The 15,156-nt window shown below is 57.0% G+C and carries 12 protein-coding genes; 7 read left to right on the top strand and 5 right to left on the bottom strand.

Features of this window, described 5'->3' with window-relative positions; genetic code table 11:
• Positions 1-14: 14 nt before the first annotated feature.
• Entirely contained in the window at positions 15-2,678 is a 2,664-nt protein-coding gene (gene aceE / locus AFK67_RS03775; protein ID WP_007727184.1) for a pyruvate dehydrogenase (acetyl-transferring), homodimeric type, read from the bottom strand.
• A 256-nt stretch (positions 2,679-2,934) separates the two neighbouring features.
• Entirely contained in the window at positions 2,935-3,699 is a 765-nt protein-coding gene (gene pdhR, locus AFK67_RS03770; protein ID WP_007727181.1) for a pyruvate dehydrogenase complex transcriptional repressor PdhR, read from the bottom strand.
• A 542-nt stretch (positions 3,700-4,241) separates the two neighbouring features.
• On the opposite strand from pdhR, the gene aroP reads away from it, so the two are divergent.
• The 3 genes from aroP to AFK67_RS03755 all read left to right on the top strand — a co-directional run bounded on the left by aroP (position 4,242) and on the right by AFK67_RS03755 (position 8,132).
• Positions 4,242-5,612: an aromatic amino acid transporter AroP gene (gene aroP, locus AFK67_RS03765; protein WP_032967457.1), complete on the top strand. Its 1,371-nt coding sequence runs from the start codon at positions 4,242-4,244 to the stop codon at positions 5,610-5,612.
• Between the two features lie 156 nt (positions 5,613-5,768).
• On the top strand, positions 5,769-7,169 hold the full coding sequence (locus tag AFK67_RS03760) for a glycoside-pentoside-hexuronide (GPH):cation symporter (protein WP_007727175.1): 1,401 nt from the start codon (positions 5,769-5,771) through the stop codon (positions 7,167-7,169).
• A gap of 9 nt (positions 7,170-7,178) precedes the next feature.
• A complete protein-coding gene (locus AFK67_RS03755) occupies positions 7,179-8,132 on the top strand; it encodes a glycoside hydrolase family 43 protein (RefSeq protein WP_007727171.1) in 954 nt (317 codons plus the stop codon).
• 18 nt (positions 8,133-8,150) lie between these two features.
• Here AFK67_RS03755 and ampE read toward each other — a convergent pair whose 3' ends face one another.
• Both ampE and ampD read right to left on the bottom strand, forming a co-directional pair.
• Positions 8,151-9,005 carry a beta-lactamase regulator AmpE gene (gene ampE / locus AFK67_RS03750; protein WP_007727166.1) on the bottom strand — a complete coding sequence of 285 codons (855 nt, stop codon included), beginning with the start codon at positions 9,003-9,005 and terminating at the stop codon, positions 8,151-8,153.
• Entirely contained in the window at positions 9,002-9,565 is a 564-nt protein-coding gene (gene ampD / locus AFK67_RS03745) for a 1,6-anhydro-N-acetylmuramyl-L-alanine amidase AmpD (protein ID WP_007727163.1), read from the bottom strand. Before ampD ends, ampE begins: the two co-directional genes overlap by 4 nt.
• Positions 9,566-9,652: 87 nt before the next feature.
• Between ampD and nadC the strand changes: the two genes are divergently transcribed.
• The 4 genes from nadC (at position 9,653) to hofC (ending at position 13,831) form a co-directional block, all read left to right on the top strand.
• Positions 9,653-10,543, top strand: coding sequence for a carboxylating nicotinate-nucleotide diphosphorylase (nadC, locus tag AFK67_RS03740; RefSeq protein WP_032967454.1), 891 nt, complete (start codon positions 9,653-9,655; stop codon positions 10,541-10,543).
• Between the two features lie 263 nt (positions 10,544-10,806).
• Positions 10,807-11,241: a prepilin peptidase-dependent pilin gene (ppdD, locus tag AFK67_RS03735; RefSeq protein ID WP_007727160.1), complete on the top strand. Its 435-nt coding sequence runs from the start codon at positions 10,807-10,809 to the stop codon at positions 11,239-11,241.
• Positions 11,242-11,256: 15 nt separating this feature from the next.
• Positions 11,257-12,639, top strand: a complete 1,383-nt coding sequence (gene gspE, locus AFK67_RS03730) for a type II secretion system protein GspE (protein ID WP_007727159.1) — start codon at positions 11,257-11,259, stop codon at positions 12,637-12,639.
• Entirely contained in the window at positions 12,632-13,831 is a 1,200-nt protein-coding gene (gene hofC / locus AFK67_RS03725) for a protein transport protein HofC (protein ID WP_007727158.1), read from the top strand. Before gspE ends, hofC begins: the two co-directional genes overlap by 8 nt.
• 38 nt (positions 13,832-13,869) lie before the next feature.
• On the opposite strand, the gene AFK67_RS03720 is transcribed toward hofC, so the two are convergent.
• Complete coding sequence (locus tag AFK67_RS03720) at positions 13,870-14,913, bottom strand: GMP reductase (protein WP_007727157.1); 1,044 nt, start codon at positions 14,911-14,913, stop codon at positions 13,870-13,872.
• Positions 14,914-15,156 lie beyond the last annotated feature (243 nt).

Raw genomic sequence — 15,156 nt, 5'->3', positions numbered from 1 at the left:
TATTTCTTTACCTCTTATGCCAGACGCGGGTTGACTTTATCTGCATCGATATTGAATTTGGTGATGGCGTCAGCCACAACTTTCTTATCGATTTCACCACGTTTAGCCAGTTCGCCCAGCGCTGCGACGACCACATAAGAAGCATCAACTTCGAAGTGGTGACGCAGGTTTTCGCGGCTGTCAGAGCGGCCAAAGCCGTCGGTGCCCAGTACGCGATAATCGTCAGCCGGTACATAAGTACGAACCTGCTCGGCGAACAGTTTCATATAGTCGGTGGATGCCACTGCCGGCGCATCGTTCATCACCTGAGCGATGTACGGAACGCGCGGGGTTTCCAGCGGGTGCAGCATGTTCCAGCGCTCGCAATCCTGACCGTCACGAGCAAGCTCAGTGAAGGAGGTCACGCTGTAAACGTCAGAGCCCACGCCGTACTCTTTCGCGAGGATCTGTGCCGCTTCACGGACGTGACGCAGGATAGAGCCGGAGCCCAGCAGCTGAACTTTACCTTTCTCGCCTGCAACGGTTTCGAGTTTGTAGATACCTTTACGGATACCTTCCTCAGCGCCCTGCGGCATGGCCGGCATGTGGTAGTTTTCGTTCAGCGTGGTGATGTAGTAGTACACGTTCTCCTGCGCTTCACCGTACATACGCTGCAGACCGTCATGCATGATGACAGCAACTTCGTAAGCGAAAGCCGGATCGTAGGAGATGCAGTTCGGGATAGTCAGCGACTGAATGTGGCTGTGGCCATCTTCGTGCTGCAGACCTTCGCCGTTAAGCGTGGTACGACCGGAGGTGCCGCCGATCAGGAAGCCGCGCGCCTGCTGGTCGCCCGCAGCCCAGCACAGGTCGCCGATACGCTGGAACCCGAACATGGAGTAGTAGATGTAGAACGGGATCATCGGCAGGTTGTTGGTGCTGTAAGAGGTCGCCGCCGCCAGCCAGGAAGAACCTGCGCCCAGCTCGTTGATCCCTTCCTGCAGAATCTGGCCTTTCTCGTCTTCTTTGTAGTAGGCAACCTGCTCACGGTCCTGCGGGGTGTACTGCTGGCCGTTCGGGCTGTAGATACCAATCTGACGGAACAGACCTTCCATACCGAAGGTACGGGCTTCGTCGGCAATGATAGGAACCAGACGGTCTTTGATAGACGGGTTCTTCAGCATTACGTTCAGAGCACGTACGAAAGCGATAGTGGTGGAGATCTCTTTGCTCTGCTCATCCAGCAGGGAGCGGAAATCTTCCAGCGCCGGCAGCTCCAGTTTCTCGGTGAAGTTCGGCTGGCGAGACGGCAGGTAACCGTGCAGCGCCTGGCGGCGTTCGTGCAGGTACTTGTACTCTTCAGAGCCTTCCGGGAAGGTGATGTACGGCAGTTTTTCCAGCTGCTCGTCGGTCACCGGTACGCTGAAACGGTCACGGACGTAGCGAACGCCGTCCATGTTCATTTTCTTCACCTGGTGAGCGATGTTCTTACCTTCGGCGGTGTCGCCCATGCCGTAACCTTTAATGGTGTGAGCAAGGATAACGGTCGCTTTGCCTTTGGTTTCTTTCGCTTTTTTGAATGCAGCGTAGATTTTCTTCGGATCGTGGCCGCCACGGTTCAGAGCCCAAATCTCATCGTCAGACCAGTCTGCGACCAGTGCTGCGGTCTCCGGGTATTTACCGAAGAAGTGCTCGCGCACGTAGGCACCGTTTTTGGATTTGAAGGTCTGATAGTCGCCGTCAACGGTTTCGTTCATCAGCTGGACCAGTTTACCGCTGGTGTCTTTACGCAGCAGCTCGTCCCAACGTGAACCCCACATCACCTTGATAACGTTCCAGCCGGCGCCTTCGAAGATGCCTTCCAGTTCGTTGATGATTTTGCCGTTACCGGTGACCGGGCCGTCCAGACGCTGCAGGTTGCAGTTGATGACGAAGACCAGGTTGTCCAGTTTTTCACGGGTCGCGATGGTGATGGCGCCTTTGGATTCCGGCTCATCCATCTCACCGTCGCCGAGGAAGGCGTAAACGGTCTGCTCAGAGGTATCTTTCAGGCCGCGGTGTTCCAGATATTTCAGGAATTTCGCCTGGTAGATAGCGCCGATCGGGCCAAGGCCCATGGATACAGTCGGGAACTGCCAGAATTCCGGCATCAGTTTCGGGTGCGGGTAAGAAGACAGACCGTTGCCGTGAACTTCCTGACGGAAATTGTTCATCTGCTCTTCGGTCAGGCGGCCTTCAAGGAAAGCGCGCGCGTAAACGCCCGGAGAGATGTGGCCCTGGAAGTAGACCAGGTCGCCGCCGTCTTTGTCGTTGCGCGCACGGAAGAAGTGGTTAAAGCACACTTCGTAGACGGTCGCGGAAGACTGGAAGGACGCCATGTGGCCGCCGAGCTCGAGGTCTTTTTTGGACGCACGCAGCACGGTCATAATGGCGTTCCAGCGGATAGCAGAACGAATACGGCGCTCCAGTTCCAGATTACCCGGGTATTCCGGCTCTTCTTCAACGGGGATGGTATTGATGTACTGACGGGCGGCACTGCCCGCCGCTACGTTCACGCCGCCTTTACGGGCTTCGGAAAGCAGCTTATCGATCAGATACTGAGCACGCTCAACACCTTCTTCACGGATTACCGATTCGATCGCCTGTAGCCAGTCGCGAGTTTCGATCGGATCCACGTCATTTTGTAAACGTTCTGACATGGGGGTATTCCTTATCATCTATCTAATACGTTGATTTATCTGGAACCTGTCCCATTGCACTCTGTGCTCTTACAGCGTCCGGCTGCGTCTTTAGCGGCTGTGCGCCCCCTTCATGTTGTGAGGGCTTCATCTTGCCGCCGCGATGCAACCTGAACTACGGGCACTTAACAAAGCGCAATAAGACAGGTTCTGGGTTTAGTTGCCGCGCTTCAATGGCGCTTTTGGTACAAATCTTCCGGCATACGCCAGAAAAACATTAATTCTTGCGCTGCTCCAGACGACGCAGCGAGCGATCGCGACGACTCTGCTCACGGCTGCGATCCAGCAAAATTTCTTCAATGAACGCCAGGTGACGGTGCGACGCTTCCCGCGCCTGTTCCGGTTCCCGCGCCATAATCGCCTCATAAATACGGGTGCGATGACCGCTGACCAGCGGCAGCATTTCACGTCGCGCGTAGAGCAATTCGAAGTTCTGACGGACGTTTTGCGCCAGCATCGGCTCCATGCAGCGTAGCAGATGAAGCAGCACTACATTATGGGCGGCTTCCGTTACCGCTATCTGATACTGCACCACCGCGTTTGATTCTGCGTCCAGATCGCCGGACTCCTGGGCGCGCTCAATGGCCTGATGACATTCGCTGATGCGCGTTCTGTCTTCATCAGTGCTGCGAAGCGCCGCGTAGTATGCCGCGATGCCTTCCAGCGCGTGGCGCGTCTCAAGCAGATCAAACTGGGATTCGGGGTGGTCAGAGAGGAGTTCTACCAGCGGGTCGCTGAAGCTTTGCCAGAGCGTACTCTGAACAAAAGTACCGCCGCCCTGGCGACGAAGCAGCAGGCCCTTCGCTTCGAGACGCTGAATCGCCTCTCGCAGGGAGGGTCGGGAAACGTCGAACTGTTTAGCCAGTTCGCGTTCAGGAGGCAGTTTTTCGCCGGGACGCAGCGTCCCTTCGAGGATCAAAAACTCCAGTTGCTGCTCAATCACATCGGAAAGTTTTGGTTGGCGGATTTTGCTGTAGGCCATTATTCCCTGTCTCTGCCATTTCGCCCGGAGTCAATTGGTATGACCAATTTAACGTTCGTGTCGCTAAAGTAACAAAGTATTCACCTTCTGTCCATCCTGGTTTTGATTGAAATCAGGAAAGCCCGCATATTTTAACAATCATAAAGAAATAACGTTTCAGAAATGTAACTCCGGGCAAATGAACCCGTTACCTCAAAAGCGGTAGTTTTAACTTTCGTGAAACGTAAAGCCGTGCAAACTGAACCGATTCATTAGATTAAAATATGAATATCCATTCAGATCCCTCGCTTAAAATAAATCAATGCGCCTGTCTGCTGAATAAACGCGGCGATTTACAAATGGTTTCTTTTTATTCACTCCGCGTGAAGCCCTGAGAAAGCAGGTGCATTTGGCTGCGCTTATCACTATTCTTGGCGCTGCGGTAGTCGTTATTACAAATTTCATCCTTATTGGCTGTAAAGAAAAGACTACACACAGCGACATAACAACATTACAGCAGCGCCACGCTGCGGATAAAAAACAACCACACACGAGGTTTTATGATGGAAGGTCAACAGCACGGCGACACGCTGAAGCGCGGCCTCAAAAACCGCCATATTCAGCTTATCGCGCTGGGTGGTGCTATCGGTACGGGTCTGTTTCTGGGCAGCGCCTCCGTAATCCAGTCCGCAGGGCCGGGGATTATTCTCGGTTACGCCATCGCGGGGTTTATCGCCTTTCTGATCATGCGCCAGCTCGGCGAAATGGTCGTCGAGGAGCCCGTTGCAGGCTCATTCAGCCACTTTGCCTATAAATACTGGGGCGGCTTCGCGGGGTTTGCCTCCGGCTGGAACTACTGGGTGCTGTATGTGCTGGTGGCGATGGCCGAGCTGACGGCGGTCGGTAAGTATATCCAGTTCTGGTGGCCGGAAATCCCCACCTGGGCCTCTGCTGCCGTCTTCTTTGTGGTTATCAACGCCATCAACCTGACCAACGTCAAAGTGTTCGGCGAGATGGAGTTCTGGTTCGCCATTATTAAAGTTATCGCGGTGGTCGCGATGATCCTGTTCGGCGCCTGGCTGCTGTTTAGCGACACCGCGGGTCCGCAGGCGACGGTGCGCAACCTCTGGGATCAGGGCGGCTTCCTGCCGAACGGTCTCTCCGGGCTGGTCATGATGATGGCGATTATCATGTTCTCTTTCGGCGGTCTTGAGCTGGTCGGCATCACGGCGGCGGAAGCGGACGAGCCGGAAAAAAGCATTCCGAAAGCTACCAATCAGGTTATCTACCGCATTCTGATCTTCTATGTAGGGTCGCTGGCTGTGCTGCTCTCCCTGCTGCCGTGGACGCGTATCACCGCGGATACCAGCCCGTTCGTGCTGATTTTCCACGAACTCGGCGATTCGCTGGTGGCAAACGCGCTGAACATCGTGGTGCTGACCGCCGCGCTCTCCGTCTACAACAGCTGCGTTTACTGCAACAGCCGCATGCTGTTCGGCCTCGCCAAACAGGGCAATGCCCCCCAGGCGCTGCAAAAAGTCGACAAACGCGGCGTGCCGGTGAACACCATTCTGGTTTCTGCGGCCTTTACCGCGCTGTGTGTGCTGATTAACTATCTGGCCCCGCAGGAAGCCTTCGGCCTGCTGATGGCGCTGGTGGTCTCCGCGCTGGTGATCAACTGGGCGATGATTAGCCTGGCCCATATGCGTTTTCGCCGCGCCAAACAGCAGCAGGGCGTCACGCCGCGCTTCCCGGCGCTGCTCTATCCGGCCGGTAACTGGCTGTGCCTTATCTTCATGGCCGCGGTGCTGGTGATTATGCTAATGACGCCGGGCATGGCGATTTCCGTATGGCTGATCCCGGTATGGCTGGTCATCCTCGGTATCGGCTACCTCGTGAAAGAGAAAAAAGCGAAAGCGGCGCACGCCCGCTAAGCGATAAAATCCTCACCCGACCGGGTGAGGGTTGTTACCTTCCTCACAAATTCCTTCGCACAACACGATTATCCATCTCTGCGACCTATTACTGCTGCGCAGTTTTGCTTAGGCCGAATGATACTTCTGTCCATATTATTCACCGGAGATGTGTCGATGGAAAACAGCAGACTCTCTGTCAAAGAAAAAATCGGCTATGGAATGGGTGACGCCGGATGCAATATCATCTTTGGCGCCATCATGTTGTTTGTTAATTACTTCTATACCGATATTTTTGGCCTTGCCCCGGCGCTGGTGGGCGTATTGCTTCTCTCAATTCGCGTTATCGATGCGGTGACCGACCCGATTATGGGCGCTATTGCCGACCGCACTCGCAGCCGCTTCGGGCGTTTTCGTCCATGGCTGCTGTGGATAGCGTTCCCGTATGCCCTGTTCAGCGTGCTGATGTTTACCACGCCGGACTGGAGCTACAGCAGCAAAGTTGTCTATGCCTTTGTGACCTACTTCCTGCTCTCCATTACCTATACCGCCATCAACATCCCCTACTGCTCGCTTGGCAGCGTTATTACTAACGACCCGAAAGAGCGCGTCGCCTGCCAGTCTTACCGTTTCGTGATGGTGGGCATCGCCACCCTGCTGCTCTCCCTGACGCTGTTGCCGATGGTCGATTACTTCGGCGGCGGCGATAAGGCCAAAGGCTATCAGATTGCCATGACCATTCTGGCGCTGATTGGCATGTGCATGTTTCTGTTCAGCTTCGCCACCGTGCGCGAGCGTATCCGCCCGGCGGTGCCGACCAATGACGACTTAAAAGCCGATCTGAAAGACGTGTGGAAGAACGACCAGTGGGTGCGCATTTTGCTGCTGACTATCTGCAACGTCTGCCCCGGTTTTATCCGCATGGCGGCCACCATGTATTACGTCACCTGGGTGATGCAGCAAAGCACCAGCTTCGCCACGCTGTTTATCAGCCTCGGCGTGGTGGGCATGATGATTGGCAGTACGCTTGCCAAAGTGCTGACCGACCGCTGGTGCAAGCTGAAAGTCTTCTTCTGGACCAACATCGTGCTGGCGATTTTCTCAAGCGGTTTCTACTTCCTGAATCCGCACGCCACCGTGCTGATTGTGGTGATGTATTTCCTGCTCAACGTGCTGCACCAGATCCCGTCGCCGCTGCACTGGTCGCTGATGGCGGATGTCGATGATTACGGCGAGTGGAAAACCGGCAAACGTATTACCGGCATCAGCTTCTCCGGCAACCTCTTTTTCCTCAAGCTGGGGCTGGCTATCGCGGGCGCACTGGTGGGCTTCCTGCTCTCCTGGTATGGCTACGATGCGGGCGCTAAAGCCCAGAGCGACAGCGCGCTTAACGGCATCGTCATGCTGTTTACCGTCATACCGGGCGTCGGGTATCTGATAACCGCAGGCGTTGTGCGCATGCTGAAAGTGGACCGCGAACTGATGGCGCGTATTCAGAGCGACCTGGAAAAACGCCGCGAAAATTACCGCGAGCTTGCTGATTACCCGCAAACCAAACCTGTGGAAGTTAAACCTTAAGGAGCGATGATGAATACTTCTCCCTGGCCGAATCCGCTGATTGAACAGCGCGCCGACCCGTTTATTCTGCACCATCAGGGCCAGTACTATTTTATCGCCTCGGTCCCGGAATATGACCGGCTGGAGATCCGCCGCGCGCCGTCTATTGAGTCGCTGCGTCACGCCGCACCGGTGGTGGTCTGGCGTAAGCCGGACACCGGTCCGACAAGCGAGCTTATCTGGGCGCCGGAGCTGCACTATATCCAGGGCAAGTGGTACATCTACTTTGCCGCCGCCCCGACGCGCGGGCTGAAAGACAGCATGTTCCAGCACCGGATGTATGTCCTGGAGTGCGCGGACAGCGATCCGCTGACCGGCACCTGGGTGGAAAAAGGCCAGATCAAAACGCCGTATGACACCTTTTCACTGGATGCGACGACGTTCGAGCATCAGGGCAAACTCTGGTATTTATGGGCGCAGAAAGCGCCGGATATTCCGGGCAACTCCAATCTCTACCTGTGCGAGATGGAAAACCCGTGGACGCTGAAAGGCGAACCGGTGATGCTGAGCAAACCGGAGCTGGAGTGGGAGTGCCGCGGCTTTTTAGTCAATGAAGGCCCGGCGGTCGTGAAACATGGGGAGCGTTTGTTTGTCGCCTACTCCGCGAGCGCCACCGATGAAAACTACTGCATAGGGCTGCTGTGGATCGATCAGGCGGCGGACATGCGCGACCCGCGCAACTGGCATAAATCACCGCAGCCGGTTTTTACCACCAGTTACGAGAACCGGCAGTACGGTCCGGGCCACAACAGCTTCACTACGACGCCGGACGGCCAGGACGTGCTGGTCTACCACGCGCGTAACTATACGGAAATCGAAGGCGATCCGCTCTGGGACCCGAACCGCCATACCCGCGTGAAGCTGGTCACCTGGGATAAAGACGGCATGCCGCAGTTTGGCGTACCGCCCGCCGATCACCCCTGATGCGCTTCAACGGCGCGCTCACATGAGCGTGCCGTATATCGTCAGCAGCGCCACCACGACCACAATCACCAGCGTCGCCTTCTTCGCCATCGATACCGCCGCTTTCGGCGTTTCCACTTTATCGACATGCGGTTCGCGCGCCAGCGCAAACTGCGCAAGGCCGGTCAGCACCTGATACTGCGAGGTAAAGCGGTCAAGCAGCGAGGCGAACCATGCAGGCAGCGCTTTCTCTCCATGCCCGACCAGCGCATACACCACGCCCGCCAGACGCACCGGCACCCAGTCCAGCACATGCAGCACCGCGTCAATGCCTGAAAGCAGGCGCTGATGCGGCGTGTGATGCCGGGCAACCCAGCTTTGCCAGGCGCGTAAGAACGCGTAACCGGTCAGCGTGACCGGGCCCCACATGCCGCCCACAACAAACCAGAACATCGGTGCCAGATAAAAACGGTAGTTTACCCACAGCAGGCCGTTTTGTAGCTCGCGCAGGTACTCCCGCTCATCGCAGCCGGGCGGCACGCCATGGATGAGCGTCAGTTCATACGCCATGTTTTCGCGCGCATGGACGTCATCCTGGCTCGCCGCTTTGAGGTAGGCGTGATAGTGCCTGCGCACGCCACCCGCGCCGATGCACAGCACGCCGATGAGAATCCAGAAGATCAGCAGCGGCACATTAAAGAACCATCCTTCCAGCGCATGCAGGCACAGGAAAACGACCAGCATCGCCAGCACCGTCATGCCGAGCGTATAAAACAGGGAGAAACGGCGCACGCGGCGGAACAGCGGTTCAAGGCGATGATCCAGTTGCCAGTGCTCGCCCAGTTTGAAAAGCCGTTCGGCGATAAGCACCAGCAGCAGGGTGAAAAGCGTCATCTCATCTCCTTATCAGACGGGTCGGCCACCAGCGCGCGAAAGCGCGGCCAGTCAAAAGCCGGACCAGGATCGGTTTTACGTTCAGGCGCGATATCGCTGTGGCCGGTCATATGGCCCGTCATCGTCGGGTACAGCGCCAGCAACGCGCGGGTCACGGCGGCTAACTGCCGGTACTGCGCATCGGTGTAGGCGAGCGTGTCCGTCCCCTCAAGCTCAATACCGATGGAAAAATCGTTGCAGCGTTCGCGCCCCTGATAGCAGGATACGCCAGCGTGCCAGGCGCGTTTATTAAAAGGCACATACTGCACAATTTCGCCGTCGCGTCGGATCAGGCAGTGGGCCGACACGCGCAGCTGGGCGATACCCGCGAAGTAAGAATGCGCATCCGGGTCGAGCGTACCGGCGAACAGCGCATCGATCCACGGGCCGCCAAATTCCCCTGGCGGCAGGCTAATGTTATGCACCACCAGCAACGAAGGTGCCTCGTCCCCTGGTCGGCAATCATGATGCGGCGAGGGCGCGTGTCGGGCATCCACCAGCCAGCCATCTTTCACCTGCATGCGCAGTTCTCCTTTCTGTGGTACTCAAACTCGCTTCAGAGTAGCATGTTTCATTCCTTTGATTAGCCACCAATCTGGAGTTATATCATGCCGCCTCGCCGTTACAATCCGGACCATCGACGTGACGCGCTACTGGAAAGAATCACCCTGGATATCCCTGTTACCGTCGCTCAGGCCTTGCGTGAAGATCTCGGCGGCGAAACGGATGCCAGCCGGGATATTACCGCGCAGTTGTTACCGCCAGACAGTCGCTCGCACGCGGTGGTTATCACACGTGAAGCGGGCGTGTTCTGCGGGAAACGCTGGGTTGATGAAGTATTTATCCAGCTTGGCGGCGATGTCAGCGTGACCTGGCGCGTGAATGATGGCGACAGCGTGCAGCCCGATCAGCCCCTCTTCGAACTCGAAGGCCCCTCCCGTGTTCTGTTGACCGGCGAGCGCACCGCGCTGAACTTCGTCCAGACGCTTTCCGGCGTCGCCAGTGAAGTGCGTCGCTATGTGGCGCTGCTGGAAGGCACGCATACCCAACTGCTCGACACCCGTAAAACCATACCGGGCCTGCGCAGCGCGCTGAAATACGCGGTACTGTGTGGCGGCGGGGCGAATCATCGCCTCGGCTTGTCCGATGCGTTTCTGATTAAAGAAAACCATATTATTGCCTCCGGCTCGGTGCGCCAGGCGGTGGAAAAAGCGTTCTGGCTGCACCCGGACGTGCCGGTAGAAGTCGAAGTGGAATCGCTGGACGAGCTGGACGACGCCCTCAAGGCTGGCGCGGATATCATCATGCTCGATAACTTTAACGTTGAGCAGATGCGCGCCGCGGTTAAACGCACTGCGGGCCAGGCGCGGCTTGAGGTTTCCGGCAACGTTACGCTGGAAACGCTGCGCGCATTCGCCGAAACCGGCGTGGATTACATCTCTGTCGGAGCGTTGACTAAACATATTCGCGCGCTCGACCTCTCTATGCGTTTTCGCTAAATCCGCGTTTCTCGACACCCCACCGGGCAGGTTTGCGCCTGCCCTCGCCTTGCGGCCTATCATCAATATTCTCCTCGGGTTTGTCGCGCACTTTTTGCAAGATACGATTGTTTTTTAACGATTTTGCGAGACGTACGCAGCGGCATTGTTGTGTTCTGCAAGTACATAAAATTCTTCTGAAGACAGATTCCTGAATCTGTTTCTTTGCATGGTTCCTCCTGCGACGTCCTGACAGAGTGTCGTCACCCAAACAAGGAGGAAACATGAACAGACAGAGCGGCTTTACGCTGATTGAACTGATGGTGGTGATAGGCATCATCGCCATTCTTAGCGCCATTGGCGTACCGGCATACCAGAACTACCTGCGCAAAGCGGCGCTGACGGATATGCTGCAAACCGTGACGCCCTACCGCACCGCCATTGAGCTTTGCGTTATCGATCGCGGCGGGCTGAGCAGCTGCGATGCCAGCACCAACGGTATTCCGGGCCCTAAAACGACCCGGTATGTGAGCGAAATGACTGTAGCACAAGGCGTCATCAGCGTGACGGGTCAGGATAGCCTTAACGGTTTGTCGGTCACCCTGACGCCTCAGTGGAACAGCGCTAACGGCATGGAGGGATGGAAGCGGACCTGTGCCACCAGCGATGCCGCGTTGCAACAGGCCTGCGAAGATGTCTTTCGCAGCACGCTACCGTAAGCGAGGGCGCTGACGATGCCTCTCGATTATCTGCATACCCTGTGCCAGCGTTATAACGCGCTGGTGCTGAACATCGACGACGCCACGGTGCATATCGCCGTGGCGGGCGAGCCCAGCGCCGAGCTTATGGACGCGCTGCGTTTTTCCACGCACCGGCATATTGATATCGAATGCTGGAGCGCCGAGCGGCTCGAAAAAGAGCGCCAGCTTGCCGCAGATTCATTACACCCTGCCGTACAGGAGGAGAGCGCCTCGGTCGTGCAGGTGATTGACCAGACGCTACAACAGGCGCTACAGCGGCGCGCGTCTGATATTCACTTTGAACCGGCGCAAACGCATTACCAGATACGGTTTCGCATCGACGGCGTACTGTACGCGCTGCCGCCACTGCCAGCGACGCTTGCCAGCGCGCTTACCGCTCGCCTGAAAGTACTGGGTAATCTTGATATTGCCGAACGCCGCTTACCGCAGGACGGGCAGTTCAGTATCGAGCTTGCGGGCCGGACGGTCTCGTTTCGTATCTCGACCCTGCTTTGTCGCTGCGGCGAAAAGGTAGTTTTGCGTCTGCTGCAACAAACGGAGCAGCCACTTGAGGTCCAGGCGCTGGGCCTGTCGCACACGCAACAGACGCTTTTTTGCCAGGCGTTGCAGCGCCCGCAGGGGTTGATTCTGGTCACCGGGCCTACCGGGAGCGGCAAAACCGTCACGCTCTATACGGCGCTCAGCACGCTTAACGATCCACAGGTCAATATCTGCAGCGTAGAAGACCCGGTAGAGATCCCGGTAACCGGGCTTAACCAGACGCCAGTGCTGCCCAAAGCAGGGCTGACATTTCAGGCCGTGTTGCGCGCCTTATTAAGGCAGGACCCGGATGTCATCATGATTGGCGAAATTCGCGATCTCGAAACCGCCGAGATCGCCGCTAAGGCCGCGCAAACCGGGCATCTGGTGCTCTCCACGCTGCATACCAACTCCACAACCGAAACCTTAGTCCGTCTGGAACAAATGGGACTGCCGCGCTGGATGCTCGCCTCGGCGCTGGAGCTGGTCATTGCGCAGCGTCTGGTCAGAAAGCTCTGCCCTTACTGCCGCATATTTTCACAAGAGCCTGTGACGCTTCCCGCCTCGCTCTTGCCACGCCCGCTCCACCCTTATAAGGCCTGCGGATGCGAGCGCTGCTATGGCGGTTACTATGGACGGATTGCGCTTTTCGAGCTGCTCAGCATCAATGCGGCGCTGCGCCAGACTGTCGCCAGCGGCGCGCCGCTTGAGGAGATAGCCTCACAGGCGCGGGCGCAGGGGATGACCACGCTTTTCGAACATGGTTTACAGGCCGTGGAGTCCGGCATGACCACGCTGGAAGAGCTTTATCGCGTCTCGGGTGTGCCTCATGGATAATCAGTTATGGCGCTGGCGCGGTGTTAATAAAGACGGCGTCAGCGATGCGGGTGTGCTCTGGGCGCCGGACAAAATCAGCGCGTCGTTACAGCTCATGGATAGCGACGTTCATCCGTTAATGCTTAAGCGGGCAAGCATTAATAAACGGTACTGGGGCAGCGAGCACAAGATTCTGGTGATCCGCCAGCTGGCCGCGCTGCTGCAGGCGGGCGTTAGCCTGACGCAGGGGCTGACTATGCTGGCGAGCCAGCACCCGGTGGCCCAGTGGCAGGCGCTGCTTGGGCAACTGTCGCAGCAGTTAGGGCGAGGCGTCGCCTTTTCGCAAACCCTGCGCCAGTGGCCGGAAATCTTTCCCCCGCTGTTTGTCTCGCTCATGCAAACGGGCGAGCTGACCGGGAAGCTGGACGTATGTTGTCAGCAGCTGGCGCAACAGCAGGAAGATCAGCAAAAGCTGCGCAAGCAGGTCATTAAGGCGCTGCGCTACCCGGCATTTATTTTTATCGTCGCGCTGTTGCTGACGCTCGGAATGACATGTTTTGTTCTGCCACAGTTTACGGCTATCTACCGCTCTTTTAACACGCCGCTACCGCTGGTAACGCGTGCCGTTATCGCGCTGTCAGAGGCCTTAATGCACTACGCCGCCTGGTGGCTCAGCCTGTTGCTGCTGGCTCCGCTGGTGATTATCAGGCTGCGGCGCAGGCCGGAATGGCAGCTGCGCGAGGCCACCTTACTGCTGAAAGTGCCACTGTTCGGCCCGCTTATACGTGGGCAGCAGCTAAGCCAGATTTATACGGTGCTTTCATTGATGCAGCGCGCGGGGATTCCATTACTTCAGAGCCTAGCAAGCGTTGAGGAAACGCTGGCGTCGCCCCTATGGAGACAGGCGGTCGGTCGTGTTAAACAAAGCATCGCCGAAGGCTTGCCGCTATGGAGGGCGCTGGAGCAGGAAGTCGTATTTACCGCGTTGTGCATTCAGCTGATTCGTACCGGAGAAGAAACCGGCGCGCTGGATATCATGCTGGAAAAACTCGCCGGATGGCATCTGGGGCAAACCTCCGAGCGCGCCCAGACGCTTGCAGCCACGCTGGAGCCGCTGATGATGATGGTCATTGGGCTGATTGTCGGTACGCTGGTGGTAGCGATGTATCTGCCGATATTCCGGCTGGGAGACGCGATGAGCGGAATGAATTAACGCTGGCGCAGGGGCTGCGCCAGCCTGAGGTTAACGGGTCAGAGGCTGTTAAAGACCCGGTTTTCCTGCTCCTGCACACGAATAAAGGTGGTGCGTTTAGTGAGCTCTTTAAGACGCGAGGCACCGACATAGGTACAGGCGGAACGCAGACCACCCAGAATATCACGGGCCGTCTCTTCTACCGGTCCGCGCAGCGGCAGCTTCACGGTTTTCCCCTCTGCGGCGCGGTATTGCGCCACACCGCCGACGTGACGGTTCATCGCGGATTCAGAGCTCATGCCGTAGAAGAGCATGAATTTTTCGCCGTTCTGCTCAACGACGGTGCCGCCGCTTTCGTCGTGACCTGCCAGCATACCGCCCAGCATCACGAAGTCCGCGCCGCCACCGAAGGCTTTCGCCACGTCGCCCGGTACGGTACAGCCGCCGTCGCTGATTATCTGACCGCCAAGGCCGTGCGCGGCGTCAGCGCATTCAATCACGGCGGAAAGCTGCGGGTAGCCAACGCCGGTTTTAACGCGAGTGGTGCAGACAGAGCCCGGACCAATGCCGACTTTAACGATATCGGCTCCGGCGAGGATCAGCTCTTCGCACATTTCGCCAGTAACGACGTTGCCCGCGATAATGGCTTTATCAGGCCAGGCGGCGCGCGCCTTCGCGACGAACTGAACGAAATGCTCCGAATAGCCGTTCGCGACATCGATGCAGATAAACTGGAGCGACGGCGAAAGGGCGAGAATTTCTTTGGTTTTTTCAAAATCAGCATCAGAGGTGCCGGTGGATACCATTACATGCTTCAGCACGCCAGCGGATACCGACCGGACGAATTCGGCCCACTCCTGCACGCTGTAGTGCTTATGCACCGCCGTCAGAATATCGAACGCTGCCAGCGCCTGCGCCATGCCAAATGTCCCTACGGTATCCATATTGGCAGCAATAATCGGAACACCAGACCATTGAACGCGGGAGTGTTTAAAGGTGAACTGACGCTCCAGTTCAACATCAGAGCGACTTTTGAGAGTAGAGCGTTTCGGGCGGATAAGAACGTCTTTAAAGCCTAACTTCAGATCTTCTTCAATACGCATGTGCGGTTCCTGGGTTAATGGCGATGAGCGCGTAACGTGCGCGGCGTGACAACTGCCAACTCCAGTGACGTTATCATACGCACTAATAATGGCGCCGCAAGACTGCGAAAGCGCGCTTTTTTACGCTACAATCCTATAAATTTACCTTGTGCGCGAGGACGATAAACGAGGCCGCAGGCACTGTTCTCGCGCGCACCGCAACCCGATGAAACAAAAACATTTTCACGGGATTTATACCTATTT

Origin of the sequence: Cronobacter dublinensis subsp. dublinensis LMG 23823 (assembly GCF_001277235.1) — a bacterium.
GTDB classification, from domain to species: Bacteria; Pseudomonadota; Gammaproteobacteria; order Enterobacterales; family Enterobacteriaceae; genus Cronobacter; species Cronobacter dublinensis.
This window is presented reverse-complemented; position numbering and strand designations above follow the sequence as displayed.

Bases quoted from the DNA above. Each gene is read 5' to 3' on its own strand.
- aceE (WP_007727184.1), bottom strand. From the start codon at position 2,678: ATGTCAGAACGTTTACAAAATGACGTGGATCCGATCGAAACTCGCGAC.
- pdhR (WP_007727181.1), bottom strand. From the start codon at position 3,699: ATGGCCTACAGCAAAATCCGCCAACCAAAACTTTCCGATGTGATTGAG.
- aroP (WP_032967457.1), top strand. From the start codon at position 4,242: ATGGAAGGTCAACAGCACGGCGACACGCTGAAGCGCGGCCTCAAAAAC.
- AFK67_RS03760 (WP_007727175.1), top strand. From the start codon at position 5,769: ATGGAAAACAGCAGACTCTCTGTCAAAGAAAAAATCGGCTATGGAATG.
- AFK67_RS03755 (WP_007727171.1), top strand. From the start codon at position 7,179: ATGAATACTTCTCCCTGGCCGAATCCGCTGATTGAACAGCGCGCCGAC.
- ampE (WP_007727166.1), bottom strand. From the start codon at position 9,005: ATGACGCTTTTCACCCTGCTGCTGGTGCTTATCGCCGAACGGCTTTTC.
- ampD (WP_007727163.1), bottom strand. From the start codon at position 9,565: ATGCAGGTGAAAGATGGCTGGCTGGTGGATGCCCGACACGCGCCCTCG.
- nadC (WP_032967454.1), top strand. From the start codon at position 9,653: ATGCCGCCTCGCCGTTACAATCCGGACCATCGACGTGACGCGCTACTG.
- ppdD (WP_007727160.1), top strand. From the start codon at position 10,807: ATGAACAGACAGAGCGGCTTTACGCTGATTGAACTGATGGTGGTGATA.
- gspE (WP_007727159.1), top strand. From the start codon at position 11,257: ATGCCTCTCGATTATCTGCATACCCTGTGCCAGCGTTATAACGCGCTG.
- hofC (WP_007727158.1), top strand. From the start codon at position 12,632: ATGGATAATCAGTTATGGCGCTGGCGCGGTGTTAATAAAGACGGCGTC.
- AFK67_RS03720 (WP_007727157.1), bottom strand. From the start codon at position 14,913: ATGCGTATTGAAGAAGATCTGAAGTTAGGCTTTAAAGACGTTCTTATC.